Raw genomic sequence first — 18,914 nt, forward strand, 5'->3', positions numbered from 1 at the left:
ATTGCGGCGGGCTGTCTTTTTTATTTTGCATGGCTTGTCGTCCGAGCGTCGACGCTAATCATCGTGCAGCAGTCATCATTACACCGCCCGAAAAACGGAGAAGCTACAGAACGATTAGACCCAAGCTACAATATCAGCCAACGGATAGGGGGAAATTATGAATCTATGAAAATATGCCGGTATAAGGCACCAAATATCCATAACTTTTGCTAGATTCGTAGCATAAACTGTAGCATCCAATAGGAGAGGAGGTAACTCCAATGGCTATATTGCTTCCGGAACAAATATTTGATTTGGCGCCGCAAGTCGGTAAATCCTATTACGAGAACCTGACAGGAGGCGATCCTGCCACCATAATCGTCAACAACTTTTCTGAAGGAGCGGTGGGGCTCGTCCTAACCCGCGTCAATGAACCGGTAACCACTTATGTTATTCCTGGATTTAACAGTCTTAGTCTCACAGTCGACAACTTGTTGGTGGCCGCGCTTCTGACGGGAACAGTGCCTGCTTTCGGAACGATTCATATTGCCACGGCAGTATAATTGAAAGAAATAAATAGCCGAAATTTCAATGGGAACCTCGAAATGAGGTTCTTTTTCATAAATGAAATCATGTGACCAAAGAATCAAAACAAGGCTTTTTTCATAAAAAAAGAGCTTAAGACAGATTCAATAGAACGCATAGGAGAAGATGAACTGCAGGCATGGGAGAGCAAAACACTTCCAGGAGCTACAGGCAATTTGAGGGAGTGCTGCAATGGGAGCTTAAGCATACGGCATCTTTTGTGACGGATAATTACTGTTGCATAGGGAAGAACTTAAAACAATTTTTACTAGTATTTGGAAATCGAATTAATCAGAAAAGGATTATAGTTCCATGAGCAAAAGATCAAACAATGGTATATTCTAGGCGAATAGTTGATGTTACAGGCTAAATTGTGAGGAAATACGCATAATATGAATGTTCATAATAGAAACGCCAATACCGGGATTAGACTTCTGCTAATTGCGTTGGACCGAACATTTGATCATCTTGTCGACAATCTTTATTATTTCCGAGGAAATGTCGGATAGAAAGTGCTGGATTCTTCGGTCCGGGCAAAGTATTATAGAATAGTCGAGCCTTATGGGCAGATAATTGAAGAATGGAGGAGGGAACATGAATCAGGATTTATCCAATTCAATTTCCGGTGCTGTAGGGGTTAACGGACTAATGTCCATTATCGTTTCCCTGGCTTGTATTGCGTTGGCATGGTGGGCGTTACAACATCTGAAACTGGATTTGGTCGTCCGACATCCGAAGGGACCGCAGGGGAAGCTTTTGCATCTGCTGCTAGCCATCGTACTAGGACGTTTTGTTGCTGAATTTCTAATTGACTATATTACATGGAGTCAAATGATCCGATATATGCTTTAAAGCAAGAGTGAACCGCGTATCATCATCAAGCTTAGGGAAAGAAATTTCGAACCGTACATAAGGTTAGGTATTTGTAAATATCTCCCCTGTTTGAATGATTGTGCGAATGGTTATATCTCTGTTAGGTTGCTTGAAGAAGATGTCGAATAAACACATTTTATTATGTGAACACTGAGGTTAAGGATTCGATCGGGCGGACGATATGACTTCCGGACTATCTTGTTCTCCCGGTAATGGTTACACATTGACAATTGCATGTCAGTCGTGGTACCTTTCGATAGGTCCATACTGTGGATAACAGATGCGTCTTGGAAGTGCATCATGAGTTTTTCAGTTCCTGGACTAAACGCCGTATCAGATGTCATAAATAGTTCAAAGATCGCTTGTTTAGCGGAAAATAACAATGATAAGATGAAATTTAGGGAATTAGCAAGGAAATGCACTACAACTATGCTTGAGGAATATTATGGACGCGGAGGGAAACCATGATGAGCAAATTTATCGTCCGCGGTGGCAAAAGACTGACCGGAAGCGTCAAAGTCAGCGGAGCAAAAAATTCAGTTCTTCCGATCATCGCTGCCTCTCTACTAGGGGAAGTTGGGGAAAGTGTTATTATTGACGCTCCTCCTCTTGACGATGTAATTACAATCAGTAAAGTATTGGAGTCGCTTGGTGCAGGCATTACATATCAGGATGAAGTCATTCGTGTGAATGCAGAGCACATAACGACATGTGAAGCACCTTATGAGTGGGTGCGGAAGATGCGGGCGTCTTTTTTGGTCATGGGACCTTTGCTTGCACGCTGCGGACAAACCCGGATTTCTCTTCCGGGGGGCTGCGCGATTGGCACAAGACCGATCGATCAGCATTTAAAAGGATTTGAAGCACTCGGGGCTGAGATCAGCCTCGGACAAGGATATATCGAAGCAAAGAGCAATGGTAAGCTTCGCGGCGCGAAGATATATCTGGACGTCGCAAGCGTAGGCGCAACGGAAAATATTATGATGGCCGCAACCTTGGCTGAAGGTGTCACGGTTATCGAAAATGCGGCGAAAGAGCCGGAAATTGTCGATTTGGCGAATTACTTGAATGCCATGGGCGCCAAAGTTCGCGGTGCCGGAACAGGGATTATCCGGATCGAGGGAGTCGAGCAGCTGCACGGCGTGAAGCATCATGTCATACCGGATCGGATTGAGGCAGGCACATTTATGGCTGCCGCCGCGATTACCGGGGGCGATGTGTACGTCGAGGGTGCAATTGCGGATCATTTGGGCCCAGTGATCTCCAAAATGGAGGAGATGGGCGTTACGATCCTGCCGGATGAGAACGGCATTCGCGTTATTGCGGACAAACCGCTGAAATCGGTAGACGTTAAAACGCTGCCTTATCCTGGCTTCCCGACGGATATGCAGTCTCAGATGATGGCGCTTCTGCTGGTGTCGGAAGGTACAAGTGTCGTGACGGAAACCGTATTTGAGAACCGCTTTATGCATGTGGATGAGTTCCAACTGATGAATGCGGAAATCAAGGTTGAGGGACGTTCTGCCATCGTTACCGGTGGAGCCAAGCTGAAGGGAGCCAAAGTGACCGCTACCGATTTGCGTGCGGGAGCTGCTCTGATCCTGGCCGGTTTGGTATCGGAAGGCACGACGGAGGTTGGCGGCGTTCAGCATATCGACCGCGGCTATGTCAATTTAGCCGAGAAGCTGTCGGGTCTTGGCGCAGACATTTGGAGAATTTCCACGGAGGAGCCGGGCACCGAGAAGGCTTCGAAGAAGCCTGCGGACGACGCGGAAGACAGCAAACTGTTTAATGTTCAGCCTACCTGGGCTTAATGACCTCGTTTTTTGAAGACTCTCTAATTCAAGATTCATGAATTTAATACGGAGTAGCAAATGGCTTTGCCTGAGGGCAAGGCCATTTGTCGTTTATATATCAAAAAATGCGCAAATCGGCAAAGGCACTTGGCCAGGCAGTGATCGCAGCTGCAGGGAAACGCGCAGGGATCTTTCTTTCCGGATGGTTTATGGATCGGAGCTTATGCTCGATTAATCCGGAATCGCGTGGGTCTAGCGGAAACGATACTGAAGTTCTAGGAGAATTGTTATGTCCAGCGAGCTTTCGTATTCTCCGTCGATCCAGCAAGAACTCTCATCACTGGTAAGGCGTTATGTTTTAGTAATAAAAAAGATAACTGAAGCAAGCGTACTGGAGGCCTATGCCATCTAATTTTTCAAGCAGCGTCAATAATGGGGCTCACAAGTAGGGATGGAGCTTCTTATACGACATTGGTTGTTCTTATTTATTGATGGCCCCGTACAAGAATGTGATCTCAGATAGAGGATCTCTCCCCGTTTCTAATACCGACAGTTTACTCCCCATTTGAATCCCTTTCTTTTCTCTCAGAACAGTTCTAGCAATTCCCTTCGCTTCATACAGATAAAGTAGAGCGTACGAAAGGTAGAAACGAAAGTGCTGGAAGAGTGATGTCAGGAGGGAAACGCAAATGAAAGATTCCAAGTATCGGATGAATGTCCATCTTTCAGATAAGGAACAAATTTTGGGTCCGGCGGTGCAAGCGAATGAGGATGATGTTCAGGCGCATCGTGAATTCACGGAAGGCGCGGCCGCACCGGTATTGAAGTGGGCGTTCCCGGCAGCCCCTGAGCCGCAGGCCCAGGGAGGCCGCCCTTCGCCCGGCCGGCTCGAAGAGGAACAATACGAGCCGGCACAGGGGCAGCGCGGGCACCGCGGCCCCGGGCCGGACGCCTCCGGCAAGTCCGGCCGGCCCCTTCGGGCGGCGCAGACGCCGCCGCCCGGCAGCCCCGCTGGCGCACGCGCGCCGCACGGCGCTGCGCCGGACCCCGGCGGGCCGGCGGCCATGCCGCATGGCCCGCAGCCCGCGGCCGGACCGCCGCGCACTGCGGCGGCGGACGGCCGCGCCCCCCGCGGGGGCCGCACGTTCCGTGCGCGGCCCCGGGGGCTGTGGCGCCGCGGCTTTGCCGCGCGGCGCCGCCCGGCGGCCGGAAGACGGCGGGTGCGGGTGCACCCTGCCGTCTGGGCCATAGCCGGGCTCCTGGCCCTGGCGCTTGCGCTGCCGCTGCTGGTCGTTGCCCCCGGCAACGGCCAGCCAGAGCCGCTCCCGCCGGGCCCGGCGCCCGTACCTTCCGCCGAGCCGCAGGCGGCGGAGGAGCCCACGGTGTCCGTCTATCTAACGCGGACGGACACCGTGGAGGAGCTCCCGCTGGAAACCTACCTGGTCGGCGTACTCGCCGCCGAAATGCCGGCGGAATTCCAGCCGGAGGCACTTAAGGCACAGGCAATCGCTGCACGGACCTATATCGTGCAGCGGCTGTTGTCCGGCGACCGCAGCGGTGTACCGGACCCCAAGGCCGTGGTGACGGATACGATTAGCCACCAGGCCTATCTGTCTAAGGATCAGCTGGAGAAGGAATGGAAGCAAGCAGGGAAGGAAGCGGAGCTGGCGAAGCTCAAACGGGCCGTGGACGAGACGAGGGGAATGGTCATGACCTACCAGGGAGAGCCGATTACGGCTTCTTTTTTCTCGACAAGCAACGGCTTTACGGAAAATTCAGAGGATTATTGGAAGAATGAGATTCCCTATCTGCGAAGCGTGGAGAGCCCGTGGGATGTCAAGATTTCACCAAAGTATAAAACGACCGTGACAATGTCCCGAGCGGAGTTCATAGACAAGCTAGGGCTTACGGATGGCGCAGTTCCGGTATCGGCAGGCGGGCAGGGGAGCGGTTCGCCGATCGTGAAGATTCTTTCATATACGGAAGGTCATCGGATCGAGAGACTGAAGGTTGGAGGCAAGACGTTTACAGGGCGTGAAGTGAGAGAGAAGCTTGGGCTGAAATCCAGCCAATTCAGCTTTAAGATGATAGACGGGAAAATCGAGATTACGACCTACGGCAACGGGCATGGGGTTGGCATGAGCCAGTACGGGGCTGAAGGGATGGCCCGGGAAGGCTACAAGGCCCAGGACATCCTGAAGCACTACTATACGGATATTTCGTTTGACCAAACTTCCAATCTTCTGTCTTTAAAAGAGAGTTCAAAAAGTCGGATTTTCAGCACCGAGAAGGTTGAATGAAGCCAGGGACTGAGGAGCAGAGCGTACGTTTTAGGTACGTGAGCACCGGAAGGCCCGGCTGAATTCAAGATTCGATGCCGAGTTACTTCTTGATTCACTTCGTGATCAAAGGACGACTTTTTGAACAACCTCTTAAAAAAATAATAGTGAGATAACGTATAAAAGATTTACCCCCGGTAACAATAGGTTACTGAGGTGATTGCAAATGAATGAACAAAACAAAAATACTAAACCCCACGAAGAAGCTCCTAAAACTGTGCAGGGAGATTCGTCGGCAACGTCGTCTTCGTGGAAGAAAGCATTATCCAAACGGTGGGTGTTCCCGGCAGCATACTTAGCAGCAGCGGCAATTATACTAACCCTCGTGTGGGTCTACCAGGACGCCAGCCAAAAAACGCTGAAGCCACAAGAGGAAAACAGTACGGTATCCGGATCGGTAGTAGGTTCGGAGACGCCGGCTGCGGAAGGCAAAGACGGAGAAGCTGTTGAAGTGACCGCGAATGCGCAATCGATGATTTGGCCTGTAGCGGATGACGTTGCGGTAAGTGTGGTTAAGCCTTACTTCGATGAGGAGTCCCCGGAAACGCATCAAGAGGCGATGGTGCAATATAACGACACCTTCAGCCCGAACCTGGGGATTGATCTGGCAACCGCCGACGATCAAGCATTTGAAGTCAGAGCCGCGCTTTCCGGTAAAGTGACACGCGTGGAGAATCATCCGCTGAACGGCAACGTGGTGGAAGTTACATCGGGTGACACGAGAACCGTGTACCAAAGCTTGAATGAGGTGAAGGTTTCCGAGGGTGCTGAAGTGAAGCAGGGCGATGCGATTGCTACCGCCGGCCGCAATGAGCTTGAGAAGGACCTCGGTAATCATCTGCACTTCGAGGTGTATGAAGGCGATAAGCTGGTGAACCCGGAGAAGCTGCTCCCGCAAAAATAATTTGAATATTATGCTAACGGCGCCCACCGCGCTCGACACCGGACAGGATCCAGATCCTGTCCTTTTTTTATCTGCTTGAAATGAACCAGGACATATTGACGGCAAAAGGAGCTTATGGACAAAGCTACGCTTTTACCCTTTAGCATCGGTTGATTTTTTTACGAATAAGTCCCGAAGGAAAAGCATATGGGGCCGTGGATATCCGGTGAAACATAACGGGGGATCCGGCAGGTTCTCCTAGCGTGCTGTGAAGGCAAGTCCAATCCTTGCTGCGCCTTGCGTTTTCGTGCTTTTGGTCCGGCCTCGTCCCGGCATGTCCAGAAAATAAATGGGCCTGCTTAAGCTTGTCAGCCCGTGAAACCGCGAATATCCCGTCATGCCCCTCATATAATGTACCAAACTATCCACACAGTAGGGAGGCGGGAGCGTGCACGATTACATCAAAGAGCGGACCATTAAAATCGGACGCTGTATCGTGGAAACGAGGCATACGGTTCGAACCATAGCCAAAGAATTTGGCGTGTCCAAAAGCACGGTGCATAAGGACTTAACCGAACGTCTGCCGGAAATTAACCCGGACCTGGCGGATCAGGTGAAGCACATTCTCGAATACCACAAATCCATCCGCCATCTAAGAGGCGGGGAAGCCACGAAGATCAAGTACAAAAAATCCGGCAGCAATCGTGAACCGGTGGCCACGGCAAAATCCTGAGAAATAGTGCTTAGGTCGCTAGAATGACGTTGAATCCCTCCCCTAAAGTATGATATGTTAAATGCTGGTATAGGATCGAATCATGGGACCTGCCTTGCCGTAAATTATCATGGATTGCTGGAAATTGTCGATTGAATATCGGGGCAGTGAATGAGGACTCTTTACCATAAAATAACACTTTGGGGGCTTTTCATGATGTTGAGCAAGGATATAGGAATCGATCTAGGGACGGCAAACGTGCTAATACACGTTAAGGGGAAGGGGGTAGTGTTAGACGAACCTTCCGTAGTCACGATTGAGACCGACATGAAGAGGGTCCTTGCGGTCGGTGAGGAAGCTCGGCGTATGGTCGGACGCACTCCCGGCAACATTACGGCGATCCGCCCGCTGAGGGACGGGGTCATCGCCGACTTCGACATAACGGAAATGATGCTGAAGTATTTTATTGATCGCGTGGGGGCGCGCAGCTGGCACAGCCGGCCCCGTATCCTGATCTGCGCGCCGACGAATATTACGTCGGTGGAGCAGAAGGCGATTCGGGAAGCGGCTGAGCGCAGCGGCGCCAGAGATGTGTTCCTGGAAGAAGAGCCGAAGGCAGCGGCCATCGGCGCTGGCATGGATATTTTTCAGCCTAGCGGTAACATGGTTGTGGACATTGGGGGCGGCACGACAGATGTGGCCGTCCTGTCCATGGGCGATGTTGTCACCGCTTCTTCGATTAAAGTCGCGGGGGACAAGTTCGACGAAGCGATCACGAAGTACATTAAGCATAAATATAAATTATTGATCGGTGAACGTACGGCGGAAGATCTCAAGGTTGCGATCGGCACCGTTCGTCCGGGGGGACGGCAAGCGGAAATGGACATCCGGGGGCGGGACATGGTATCGGGACTCCCGTTAACCGTAACGGTATCCTCCGAAGAGGTGCAGGAGGCGCTATGGGATCCGGTATCCTCGATCGTGCTGGCCGCCAAGTCCGTATTGGAACGCACACCGCCGGAGCTGTCGGCTGACATTATCGACCGCGGCGTCATTTTGACAGGCGGGGGCGCACTGCTTCACGGATTGGACGAGCTGCTTACGGAGGAGCTCCGGGTACCGGTTCTCGTTGCGGAGGATCCGATGCACTGTGTGGTTAAGGGAACGGGCATTATGCTGGATAATTTGGACAAGGTCGTTAAGAAAAAATTCTAACCTTCCGATATAAATATAGGATGTACTAAAGAATGAGATACAGGCAAGGGAGAAAAATGATTCCGAAGAAACGGTAGTGGTCGCCTTTGTGACCGGATTTCTACCTTGTTGAATTGATAAGAACAAGAAATCCGGAAGCAACAGCGATTGTAGGAACATTTTACGTACTTGCCCGATTTCCAATTCGTTTGTTCATCTATATTGATGATAGGATGACTGGATCTGGATAAGGACCGGTGTACAAGCAGTGAAGAATATGCCATCTCCATGGCTGGACATCAGGGTTCTTAACATTCGTTAATATGGAAGGAAGTGTCTTCATTGCTAAGAGGACTTTATACCGCAGCTTCAGGGATGATGACCCAGGAGCAGCGCCACAATACCGTGACCCAAAACATTGCGAACCTGAACACGACCGGTTATAAGGCGGTCAATAGCGTACAGCGCTCATTCCCGGAAGTGCTCGTCTCCATGATCGGCGGAAATGATCCCTCCAATTCGAACCGGAAGCTCGGCAAGTTCAACACCGGTGTCTATGCGGAGGAGAGCATCTCCTTATATACCGAGGGAGCGCTACGCGAGACCGGGAAAAGCACGGATTTTGCGCTGGTATCATCCTTCAACGTCCAGAATCCGGCCACGGGGGAGAATTATGAATTCGACGCCTCGGGTCGATATGTGGACGAGAATGGGGACGTTATTTACCGGCCGGAAGGCTTTTTCACCGTTCGGAACGAGAATGGGGATATCCGTTATACCCGTAACGGGAGCTTCCGTGTTGACCCGGATGGCAGCCTGCTGAGCGAGGCCGGTTATCAAGTGCTGGATAACAATAACACTCCGATTGTATTGACAGGCTCGGCCCGTAACTTTACAGTGGATGAGCAAGGGCAAATCATAGACGCGGACGGCAATGGGACAGGCACCTACCTCGGCATTAGCATTGTAAGCGAGCCTCATGGCCTGATCCGGGAAGGAAACGGCGTGTTTCGCATGGCCGATCCTGACGGCGAGGTTCGTTTCATGACGGCTGCGGATAACGGAGAGATCCGCCAAGGCTTCATTGAGGGTTCCAATGTGGATCCGACGCAATCGATGGTGGAATTGAATGCTGCGCTACGGGCGTATGAAACGAATCAGCGGATCGTGCAATATTACGATAAGACGCTGGAGAAGGCCGTAAATGAGATTGGCCGAGTCTAGTATGGGCTGCAGCTCCAACTGGTCTGACGGCAGATTTCGTTTTAGGATTAGGTAAGCCTACAGGAGGTAAGGAATGAACAACTCCATGATTAGTGCCATGGTCTCGATGAATGCGCTCCAGCAGCGGCTGGATGTAATTGCAGACAATGTGGCGAACGTGAATACAGTCGGATATAAGAAGCGAGAGGCGTCCTTTGAGGATGTCCTGACTCAGGTGCAGCGGCATCATCAGGATTTTGACCGGCCCGGGCGCGCAACGCCGCTAGGCTATACGCTTGGCTACGGGATGAGGTTATCCTCCCTCGGGATGAATATGGATCAAGGGGCTCCGCGGGAAACCGGCAACCCGCTCGATCTGATGATTGAGGGACAAGCCATGTTTGCCGTTCAGGCAGGCGGAACGATCGTCTATACCCGGGAAGGCGCTTTTGATGTTTCGCCGGATCCGAACAACGCCGAGAATGTGCTGCTTGTGAATTCCCAGGGCTATCCGGTGCTGGACGTTAATAATCGTCCGATTTCGCTGCCGGCTAATGGCAAGGTTGCGGTCAATGAGAACGGGCAGATCATCCTGGATACGCCTGCTGGTCGGAGACCTGGGGCTACATTGAAACTGGTCGAGCTGAATCGTCCGGAGGGGCTTGTATCCGTAGGGGATAATCAGTTCGTGCTCGGCAACGGGCTCGCCGAAGGGGATGTCTTCGACCTGACGCCGCGAAATCCGGTTGATCCGGCAAAATCCAAGGTCCTGTCCGGCTATGTAGAGCAATCCAACGTCAACCTGACGGAGGAAATGACCAAAATGATGGAAGTTCAGCGGGCTTACCAGCTGGCTTCGCGGGCACTCAGCTCGAGCGACACTATGATGAACCTTGCCAACACTATGCGAGGGTAGGTGGGCATCATGAGCGAACCGAAAAGCGGGGCGAAACGTGAAACCAAGGCGGAATCCAAGAGTAAGGAAGCAGCGAAGCCGCGCTCCAAAACTTCCGGGTGGAAAATTGCCGTACGGATCATGATCCCGATTTTGCTCATATTGGCATTGTTTGGCGGCATGACGTTCGGTTATGTCGTGCTGGGCAAGCAGGAGCTTAGCGAAGTGTTTAATTGGGACACTTGGAGGCATGTTTTTGACCTGATTTTCGCACCTTAGCCGGTGCAGTACGTGATGGAAATAATGTGTTAATATAAGCTGAAACTCCCAATCCGGGAGTTTTCTTTTTTTAGGGTAAAACGGTATAATGGGATGGGACTTGCACATCGGTTCTTTGATGAGGAAATCACATATGCGTAAAAAGGGCCTTCTCCGCAACGACAAAGCTGTCCTGCGAAAAAAGCCCCTTATGTGAAACCTTCACTTCTGCAGTGGTGAAGGATATCATCATTTTTTCCGCATGCCCGTTTTTTTATGCATACTTGAAAAGAAAAGCTCAACTTAGAGATGAACAATGAAGGTTACTCTAATGCCCGCTGGCAAGAGCATAGCACGAAAGACAGCCGTCAGTTCGAGGCCCGCGTTTTCAAATGCTGTGCTTGGCGGGTACGTACATAAGGAGGATTTTGAAGAATGTTGAATATTAAACAGATTCAAGAGATTATTCCGCATCGCCCCCCGTTTTTGCTTGTTGATAAAATTGTGGAGATCGAGGACGGCAAGCGCGCAGTCGGTATCAAAAACGTAACGATCAACGAGCCGTTCTTTGTCGGCCATTTTCCCGAATATGCCGTGATGCCGGGCGTGCTTATTGTGGAGGCCTTGGCACAAGTCGGTGCGGTCGCTATTCTCAATGTGGAGAGCAACCGCGGAAAGCTGGGATTTCTGGCAGGGATCGACGGCTTCCGGTTCCGCGGTCAAGTCGTGCCGGGGGATACGCTCCGATTGGAAGTTGAAATCATTCGCCTGAAGGGCATGATCGGAAAAGGAAAAGCGACAGCAACGGTCGACGGACGCGTGGTTGCCGAGGGGGAAATTATGTTCGCGCTTGCGGACAAGGAATAGCCCATGCAGTGCGAGTTCAAAAAGCCGGTTTTATCAGTATTGCGTCTTCATGTTCACTCCGTGTGATCAAAAGACGGCTTTTTGAACAGCCTCTTGCAGACAATTCTTGCTTGAAGGGAGATATTTTTTCATGTCAGAGATGAGTCAGAGAACGAAGGATACGGTTCAGCGCTGGTTAAATGACCCTTATGTCGATGAGGAGACAAAACGGGAGCTTCGCGCATTGGAGAATGATACCCGTGAGCTGGAGGAGCGGTTCTACCGCGATCTGGAGTTCGGTACAGGCGGACTTCGCGGCGTGATCGGCGCCGGCAGCAATCGGATGAATAAATATACCGTAGGACGGGCTACGCAAGGCTTCGCCCAATATATTCTCGATACCCATGGTCAAAAGGAAGGGAAGCCTTCGGTGGTCATCGCTCATGATTCGAGGCATTTCTCGCCGGAGTTTGCGCTTGAGGCCGCTCTGGTGCTTGCCGGTAACGGCATTGTAGCCAAGCTGTATCCGTCTTTGCGCTCCACGCCGCAATTATCGTTCAGCGTCCGCCATCTGGGTGCCTCGGCGGGAATTGTAATCACGGCCAGCCATAATCCTCCGGAGTATAACGGCTACAAGGTATACAATCAGGAGGGGGGCCAGCTGGTGCCGCATGAAGCGGAGAAGGTCATCGCCCTGATCCAGCAGGTGGATTCCTTTGCCGCCGTGAAGAAGCTTTCGAGGGAGGAAGCGGAAGCGCAGGGTCTGCTCGTATGGCTTGGCGAAGCTGAGGATCAAGCCTTTATCGATACGGTTGCCGCTGTTTCCGTGAATCGGGAGGCGATTGCATCCCGGCTTGCCGATGATTTCAAAATCGTGTTTACTCCGCTGCATGGCACGGGTCATGAGCCGGTTAAGCGTGTCCTCGAAACGATCGGATTCAAGCATATTTATGTGGTGCCGGAGCAGCAGCTGCCGGATGCCGATTTCTCCACGGTGAAGTCTCCGAACCCGGAAGAGCGCGAGGCGTTTACGCTGGCCATGAAGCTTGGCGAGGAAGTGGGCGCTGATATTCTGATCGGTACCGATCCCGATGCCGACCGCATGGGGGCCGTCGTTAAGAACCGTCAGGGAGAATATGTCGTGCTGACCGGCAATCAGTCCGGTGCGATCATGATTCATTATCTGATGAGCCAGCTGAAGGATGCGGGCAAGCTGCCGAACAATGGAGCGGTTATCAAGACGATTGTAACCAGCGAAATGGGCGCGGCCATTGCCGAGCATTACGGAGCAGCAGTGCTGAATACGTTGACGGGCTTTAAGTATATCGGCGAGAAAATGACTCAGTTTGGGCAGTCCGGCAGCCACACCTTCTTGTTCGGCTATGAGGAAAGCTACGGCTACCTCGCAGGTAATTATGCCCGCGATAAAGATGCGGTGCTGGCTTCCATGCTGATTTGCGAAGCGGCCGCTTACTATAAAGGGCAAGGAAAGACCTTGTATGATGTACTTCAGGAGCTGTATGAGCAGTTCGGTTATTTCCTGGAAAGGCTCGAGTCCCGAACCTTGAAAGGGAAGGATGGCGTAGCGCAAATCGCGGCAAAAATGTCGGATTGGCGCAACGATCCTCCGCAGGAAATCGGCGGCATACGGGTCGAGCAGGTGCTTGATTACGCGAACGGTCTCGACGGCTTGCCGAAAGAAAATGTACTGAAGTATCTGCTCGAGGACGGCTCCTGGTTCTGCTTGAGACCATCGGGCACCGAGCCGAAGATTAAGGTATATTTCGCCGTTCGCGGAGCTTCCATTGCAGATGCGCAGGAGAAAATTCAACAGCTGGTTGAGCGTGTAATGGCTCGCGTCGATGCCTGACGGATTGAAGGAATAGAAACGAATTTAGAGATGGACAAACTTAGGCTAACAGCGAAGCGAGTTGCAGCGTATGCCGATAGACTGTAGGCATCGCTTTTCGCTTCGCTAACCCTGTAGGTTCAATGAGGAGGTACTTTCGTGGTTCAGAAATGGAAACGCTGGAACACGGCAGCCCGGAAGTGGCTGTGGATTCTGGTTGTTCTGGGCGTTGCAGCGTCTCTGCCGGTGGGCTATGACCGGCTGCAGACAGAATCAACATCCAAGAATGTAGAACTGGTATTTGATTACCGTGATTTATTGGATGTGTCGGTATACCAAGCCAAGCCGGAGGATTTCATATCCGAGCAGCTGGATCGCTTGAAGGAAAATGGCGTTATGAGCATGGCGCTCTACGAGAGCACGCTCGACGAGCTGGTGAAATCCCGCCGAATTACCGTCTATGACGCGCAGCAAGCAGCGGATTTAACCGGAACGACGATTTCGCCGAATGAGAACTTTACGTATATTGCGTTTAATAGCGAGGAAAGCGCAGTTCTGATTAAGCCGATCATTGAGGAGACCTATTCGAGACTGGGGATTCCGGTGAGAGCATGGAACTATGAAAAGGCTGTGGACGGTCTTGTTCTTGAAACGCCTCGTTCCAATGCCGTCATTAAACCGATGACGCCGGATCCGATAACGATTGCGATGCTGCGGGACAAGGGCTTTACCATAGTGCCGCGTCTATCCGACAGTCTGCCGTATGACGAGGCTTACGTCGAGCAGCTGATGGCGTATTTCTCCGATATCGGCGTCAAGCGGATTTTGTTTGAAGGTGATGCAGCCAAGGGCTTCAATGATAATGCCGATAAGAAGAGTTTGAACGCCTTCGGTAAACTCCTGAATCAGTACAATATCGGCCTTGTGGCTATCGAAAACATTAAGCGTCCGCAAAAAGGATTTACCCAGCTTGCTTATATGACGGATTATAACGTCACCCGTATTTATTCCCTCAGTGAGCGGGATGCTAATCTTGACCCGGAAACCATCGGGGACCGGTTTGCGCTCGCATCAAAGGACCGGAATATCCGCATGTTTTATTTGAATGCCGAGCCGAGCCGGGACATGACCAAAGCATCGATCACCCATCCGTTGGATAATCTGATCGACGCATTGACGGGTACGGGACAAGCGATTCAGAAGATGGAAGACAACGGATTTACGATGGGGCTTGCAGAGCCGTTTAAAGTCACCGACTCCTCCATGCAGCGTTACTTCAAGCTTGGAGCGGTTATAGGCGCAATCGCCTTGATCACGCTGATGATTTCGTATTACATCCCATTCCTGACAGTACCGGCTTTCTTGCTTGGCTTGGTTGGCAGCGCAGGTCTGTACGTCCTCAAGCCTACCTTGCTCGAGCAGGCACTCGCTTTGTTTGCCGCCATCAGTGCGCCGACCGTTGCCGTCATACTGGCCATTCGGAAGGTCAACGATACGCAGAAGATCATTCCGGACATGAGCGCAGGCCGAAGAGTGTCGCATTCCATTGTTTTGCTGGTGAAAACAACGATCATATCGCTCGCTGCAGTTCCGGTCGTGGTTGCGCTGCTGAACAATGTGACCTATATGCTCGTACTGGATCAGTTCCGCGGCGTAAGCCTTCTGGCGGCGGCACCGATCGCCTTGATCGCCGTGTATGTCGTGTTGTACCGGGGCGGATCTACGTACAGCTCGATACAGAAGCTGCTTAAGGCACCGATTACGCTCACATGGGTGATCGCGGCCGGCATTGTTGGAATCGTGGGGATGTACTACTTAAGCCGGACCGGCAACGCGGGCGCTGTTTCTCCGATCGAGATGGCCTTCCGCTCGTTCCTGGAGAACACCTTTGGGGTTCGTCCGCGGAACAAGGAATTTTTGCTGGCCCATCCCATGATGGTGCTTGGCGTCTTCCTATCCTTTAAATACCGCTATGCGGTCTACCTGCTTATTATTGGCGTCATGGGGCAGCTGTCGATGGTCGGAACGTTTACGCATATTCATACGCCAATCTATATTTCGGCGATTCGCGTGGTGCTCGGCCTTGGACTCGGCCTGATCATCGGTTTGATTGCGATTGCGGCGTGGCAGATATTAGAAAGGATCTGGAAACGATGGTCACCACTACTTCTAAGACGATAGTCATTTCCGGATATTACGGATTTAAAAACAGCGGCGACGAGGCCGTGCTTAAGTCGATTTTGACCGCGCTCGAGCAGGAAGGTCAGGCTGCCGGCGTGAACATCAACCCGGTCGTCCTTTCAATCGATCCGGAATGGACGGAGGCGATGTACGGCGTGAAATCCGTGCATCGGATGAGGCTGGGAGAGGTCAGGCAAGCGATCAAGGAGAGCGATGGTTTGATCAGCGGGGGAGGCAGCCTTCTGCAGGATGCGACCAGTCCGAAGACGATTCCTTATTACCTTGGCATTCTGAAGCTTGCCCAGTGGCTGGGCAAGCCGACGTTTATTTACGCACAGGGCGTCGGACCGGTAAACCGAAAGCTTTTCCATCCGATGATCCGCTCCGTGTTCCGAAAATGCTCGTATATCTCTGTTCGCGATACCCAATCGGGCGAGCTCCTTCAGACGATGGGAATTTCGGCAGATGCGATTCAGGTTGTTCCCGATCCGGTCATGGGCCTTCCGCTCCCTGAGGACAAGCAGGAGCATAGCCATGGAGTTCTGGATGGAGCGGCTCTGGAAGATACTCAAGGTGAACGACGGATCGCAGCGGATGAAGGACAAGCTGCTCCGCTCGAGGCTGATCCGTCGGCGTCCGGTGCAGGAGCATCCGCTGGTCAGATTGATCAGGGTGACGGCCATCTTCCGACGATTGGAATTTCGGTTCGCCGTTGGCACCCTGAGCTCAAGGAGCTTCAGAGCATCGCGGATGGGCTGAAGGAATTGGCAGCAAGCCGAGGAGTGCATCTCCGCTTCCTTCCGTTCCACAAGCCGGATGATCTGGAAGCCTCCCGGTATATAGCCGAGCTGATCGGCGATGTTAGGTCGAACGGCTCCGAGATCAGCTACTATGTAGAGGAGCAGCAGCCCCAGGATATGCTGAGGGAGGTCAGCCGATGCGATGTGGTGCTCGGCATGCGCCTCCACAGCTTGATCTATGCGGCGAATCGGCGTGTGCCGCTGCTCGGCATCTCCTATGATCCGAAGATTGACCATTTCTTGAAGCGGCTGGGCTGCGAACCTGTCGGAAGCAGCGAGGCTCTGGATCCGGACAGGTTGAAGAGCGAGATTGCGAAGCTGCTTGACGGCGGGCAAGCATGGGTGACGGAGCATGAAGCACCCATCGCCGAGCTGAAGCGGGAGGCTGCTCTGCCGGCCCGCCGCATCGTCGAATATTTACGCCACAGAGGATGATTAGATCATGAACCAGACAAAACCTTTTCCAACCGTTTCCGTGTTCGGGGTTCCATTTTCCAAGATGGACATGAAGGATACCGTGAAGTATCTGACGGAGGCCGTAAAGTCCGGGAAACCGCATCAGGTCATTACAGCCAATCCGATTATGGTCATGACCGCAGAGAATAATCCCGAGTATAAAGCCATGATGCAAAGCGCCGAGATCATCGTACCGGATGGAACCGGAATCGTATGGGCTGCCGGAGTAGGGGGCGATCCGCTGGAGGGACGTGTTACGGGCTTCGATCTGTTACATGAATTGCTCCGGGTCGGGGAAACCTACAGATGGAAGTTTTACTTGCTCGGAACCACGGCAGAAGTGATTCAGGAAGCCGCCAATCGGTTACAAATGCAATATCCGGCTGCAATTATATGCGGGTATCGGGACGGATTTTTCGGACCTGAGGAAGATGCCGCCGTCATCGAGGAGATCCGGGCCGCTTCGCCGGACATATTGTTTGTCGCTCGCGGTGCGGACAATCAGGAGCCTTGGATCGCCAAGCATAAGCAGGCGATGCAGGTTCCTGTCGTTATGGGCGTCGGCGGATCCTTCGATATTATTTCCGGCAAGCTCAAGCGCGCTCCGAAGGTATTTCAGAAGCTGCGCCTTGAGTGGTTCTACCGGCTTCTGAAGGAGCCCTCCCGTTACAAAAGAATGCTTGCGCTGCCGAAATTCGTAGTGAAAGTGCTGCGCGAGAGAGAAAACGTAACGAAAACAAGCTAAATCGCTTATTTCTATGGCGAATATCCGGGATTTCACCGGAAATTGGTATTGGATTTCGGACCCGAAGGGAGTATAATTCAACCGGTAGACAATATTGGGGGTCGAATGATTACATGTTAATGATATACATCATCGGGTTTATCGTGGCGCTTGCTTTGGCTCTGGTTCTTACGCCGCTAGTGAAAAAATTCGCGGTCAAGATCGGTGCCGTCGACGTGCCGAATGCCCGTAAAGTTCATACTCGAATCATGCCCCGTCTCGGCGGGCTTGGCATTTATCTGGCTTTTGTGCTCGGACTCATTGCAGTGCTTCCTTTCTTGCCGGATAGCCTTTCGCCGCGGGATGCCAACTTTATGAAGGCTTTTCTGATCGGCGGTTCCATGATCGTACTGATCGGAGCCCTGGATGACCGATTTGAGCTGTCGGCCAAAGTCAAGTTCTTGGCACAGATTGCAGCGGCCTGCGTTGTCGTGTTCGGATTTAATATTACTGTGGATTTTGTAAATATACCGTTTCAGGACCGGTACTCGGCGCTCGAGAGCTGGGTGTCGATTCCGCTCACCATCTTTTGGATTGTCGGGGTGACCAATGCCATCAACCTGATTGACGGCCTCGACGGTCTTGCTGCGGGCGTGTCCGGTATTGCGATCGGGACGATTTCCGTCATGGCGTTCCTGATGGGAAATACGACCGTAGCTCTGCTCTGCCTGCTGCTCTTGGGCGGAATTATCGGATTCCTGTTCTTTAACTTCCATCCCGCCAAGATTTTCATGGGGGATACCGGATCACTGTTCCTTGGGTTCAGTTTGGCCATGCTGTCCTTGCTCGGCTTCAAGCAGATTGCGATCGTATCGTTCATTACGCCGCTGATTATTATCGGGGTGCCGCTGTCGGATACGTTCTTCGCGATCGTGCGCCGCAAAATTCAGAAGAAGCCGATCTTCGCGCCGGACAAAGGCCATTTGCATCATTGCCTGCGCGAGCTTGGATTCAGCCACCGCCAGACGGTGCTGATCATTTATGTGATTGCCGCGTTCTTCGGCGTTCTGGCCGTCATTCAATCCTCGGCGGCCATGTATGAGGCGAACTGGGTAACCTTCGTCGTCATCTGCGTCATGATGTGCTTCATGCAGATCGGCGCAGAGGTTATCGGGCTTGTAGGCAAGACCAAACGGCCGATCCTGGGCCTGATCAACCGCATGCGGATGAAGGCGAATCCCGAAAGCCGCTCCAAATAAGAACTTATTCTAATTCTTTTTGCATACGATTGGACATGCAGGCCTCACCCGAAAAGGGTGAGGCTTTTTTGTGTTTTTTTCT

16 protein-coding genes are annotated in these 18,914 nt (G+C 52.1%); all 16 read left to right on the top strand.

Annotation, left to right across the window (positions count from 1 at the left end; genetic code table 11):
* The first annotated feature begins 260 nt into the window (after positions 1-260).
* The 16 genes from MKX76_RS25095 to MKX76_RS25170 all read left to right on the top strand — a co-directional run bounded on the left by MKX76_RS25095 (position 261) and on the right by MKX76_RS25170 (position 18,832).
* Positions 261-542, top strand: a complete 282-nt coding sequence (locus MKX76_RS25095) for a hypothetical protein (RefSeq protein WP_007128773.1) — start codon at positions 261-263, stop codon at positions 540-542.
* Positions 543-1,158: 616 nt separating this feature from the next.
* Positions 1,159-1,416 carry a DUF1146 family protein gene (locus tag MKX76_RS25100; protein WP_007128772.1) on the top strand — a complete coding sequence of 86 codons (258 nt, stop codon included), beginning with the start codon at positions 1,159-1,161 and terminating at the stop codon, positions 1,414-1,416.
* 488 nt (positions 1,417-1,904) lie between these two features.
* Positions 1,905-3,251 carry a UDP-N-acetylglucosamine 1-carboxyvinyltransferase gene (gene murA, locus MKX76_RS25105; RefSeq protein WP_028405641.1) on the top strand — a complete coding sequence of 449 codons (1,347 nt, stop codon included), beginning with the start codon at positions 1,905-1,907 and terminating at the stop codon, positions 3,249-3,251.
* Positions 3,252-3,922: 671 nt separating this feature from the next.
* Positions 3,923-5,533: a stage II sporulation protein D gene (gene spoIID, locus MKX76_RS25110; RefSeq protein ID WP_341034770.1), complete on the top strand. Its 1,611-nt coding sequence runs from the start codon at positions 3,923-3,925 to the stop codon at positions 5,531-5,533.
* A gap of 205 nt (positions 5,534-5,738) precedes the next feature.
* Positions 5,739-6,476, top strand: coding sequence for a M23 family metallopeptidase (locus MKX76_RS25115; RefSeq protein WP_028405639.1), 738 nt, complete (start codon positions 5,739-5,741; stop codon positions 6,474-6,476).
* 427 nt (positions 6,477-6,903) lie between these two features.
* A complete protein-coding gene (gene spoIIID / locus MKX76_RS25120) occupies positions 6,904-7,188 on the top strand; it encodes a sporulation transcriptional regulator SpoIIID (protein WP_007133275.1) in 285 nt (94 codons plus the stop codon).
* Between the two features lie 195 nt (positions 7,189-7,383).
* Entirely contained in the window at positions 7,384-8,382 is a 999-nt protein-coding gene (locus tag MKX76_RS25125) for a rod shape-determining protein (protein WP_028405638.1), read from the top strand.
* Positions 8,383-8,703: 321 nt separating this feature from the next.
* A complete protein-coding gene (locus MKX76_RS25130; RefSeq protein ID WP_007133273.1) occupies positions 8,704-9,585 on the top strand; it encodes a flagellar hook-basal body protein in 882 nt (293 codons plus the stop codon).
* Between the two features lie 73 nt (positions 9,586-9,658).
* A complete protein-coding gene (locus MKX76_RS25135) occupies positions 9,659-10,480 on the top strand; it encodes a flagellar hook-basal body protein (RefSeq protein ID WP_028405637.1) in 822 nt (273 codons plus the stop codon).
* 9 nt (positions 10,481-10,489) lie between these two features.
* A complete protein-coding gene (locus MKX76_RS25140; protein ID WP_028405636.1) occupies positions 10,490-10,738 on the top strand; it encodes a DNA-directed RNA polymerase subunit beta in 249 nt (82 codons plus the stop codon).
* Positions 10,739-11,152: 414 nt separating this feature from the next.
* Positions 11,153-11,584, top strand: a complete 432-nt coding sequence (fabZ, locus tag MKX76_RS25145) for a 3-hydroxyacyl-ACP dehydratase FabZ (RefSeq protein ID WP_007133270.1) — start codon at positions 11,153-11,155, stop codon at positions 11,582-11,584.
* A 130-nt stretch (positions 11,585-11,714) separates the two neighbouring features.
* Positions 11,715-13,433: a phospho-sugar mutase gene (locus MKX76_RS25150; RefSeq protein WP_341034771.1), complete on the top strand. Its 1,719-nt coding sequence runs from the start codon at positions 11,715-11,717 to the stop codon at positions 13,431-13,433.
* A 138-nt stretch (positions 13,434-13,571) separates the two neighbouring features.
* Positions 13,572-15,593 carry a DUF5693 family protein gene (locus MKX76_RS25155; protein WP_341034772.1) on the top strand — a complete coding sequence of 674 codons (2,022 nt, stop codon included), beginning with the start codon at positions 13,572-13,574 and terminating at the stop codon, positions 15,591-15,593.
* Positions 15,566-16,828 (top strand): polysaccharide pyruvyl transferase CsaB, encoded by a 1,263-nt coding sequence (gene csaB, locus MKX76_RS25160; RefSeq protein WP_341034773.1) that lies wholly within the window; start codon positions 15,566-15,568, stop codon positions 16,826-16,828. The genes MKX76_RS25155 and csaB overlap by 28 nt, the downstream gene beginning before the upstream one ends.
* A 7-nt stretch (positions 16,829-16,835) precedes the next feature.
* Entirely contained in the window at positions 16,836-17,594 is a 759-nt protein-coding gene (locus tag MKX76_RS25165) for a WecB/TagA/CpsF family glycosyltransferase (RefSeq protein ID WP_341034774.1), read from the top strand.
* Between the two features lie 113 nt (positions 17,595-17,707).
* On the top strand, positions 17,708-18,832 hold the full coding sequence (locus MKX76_RS25170) for a glycosyltransferase family 4 protein (RefSeq protein ID WP_007133265.1): 1,125 nt from the start codon (positions 17,708-17,710) through the stop codon (positions 18,830-18,832).
* The last annotated feature ends 82 nt before the right edge of the window (positions 18,833-18,914 follow it).

It is taken from the genome of Paenibacillus sp. FSL R5-0810, from assembly GCF_038002285.1.
GTDB lineage: Bacteria > Bacillota > Bacilli > Paenibacillales > Paenibacillaceae > Paenibacillus_AQ > Paenibacillus_AQ lactis.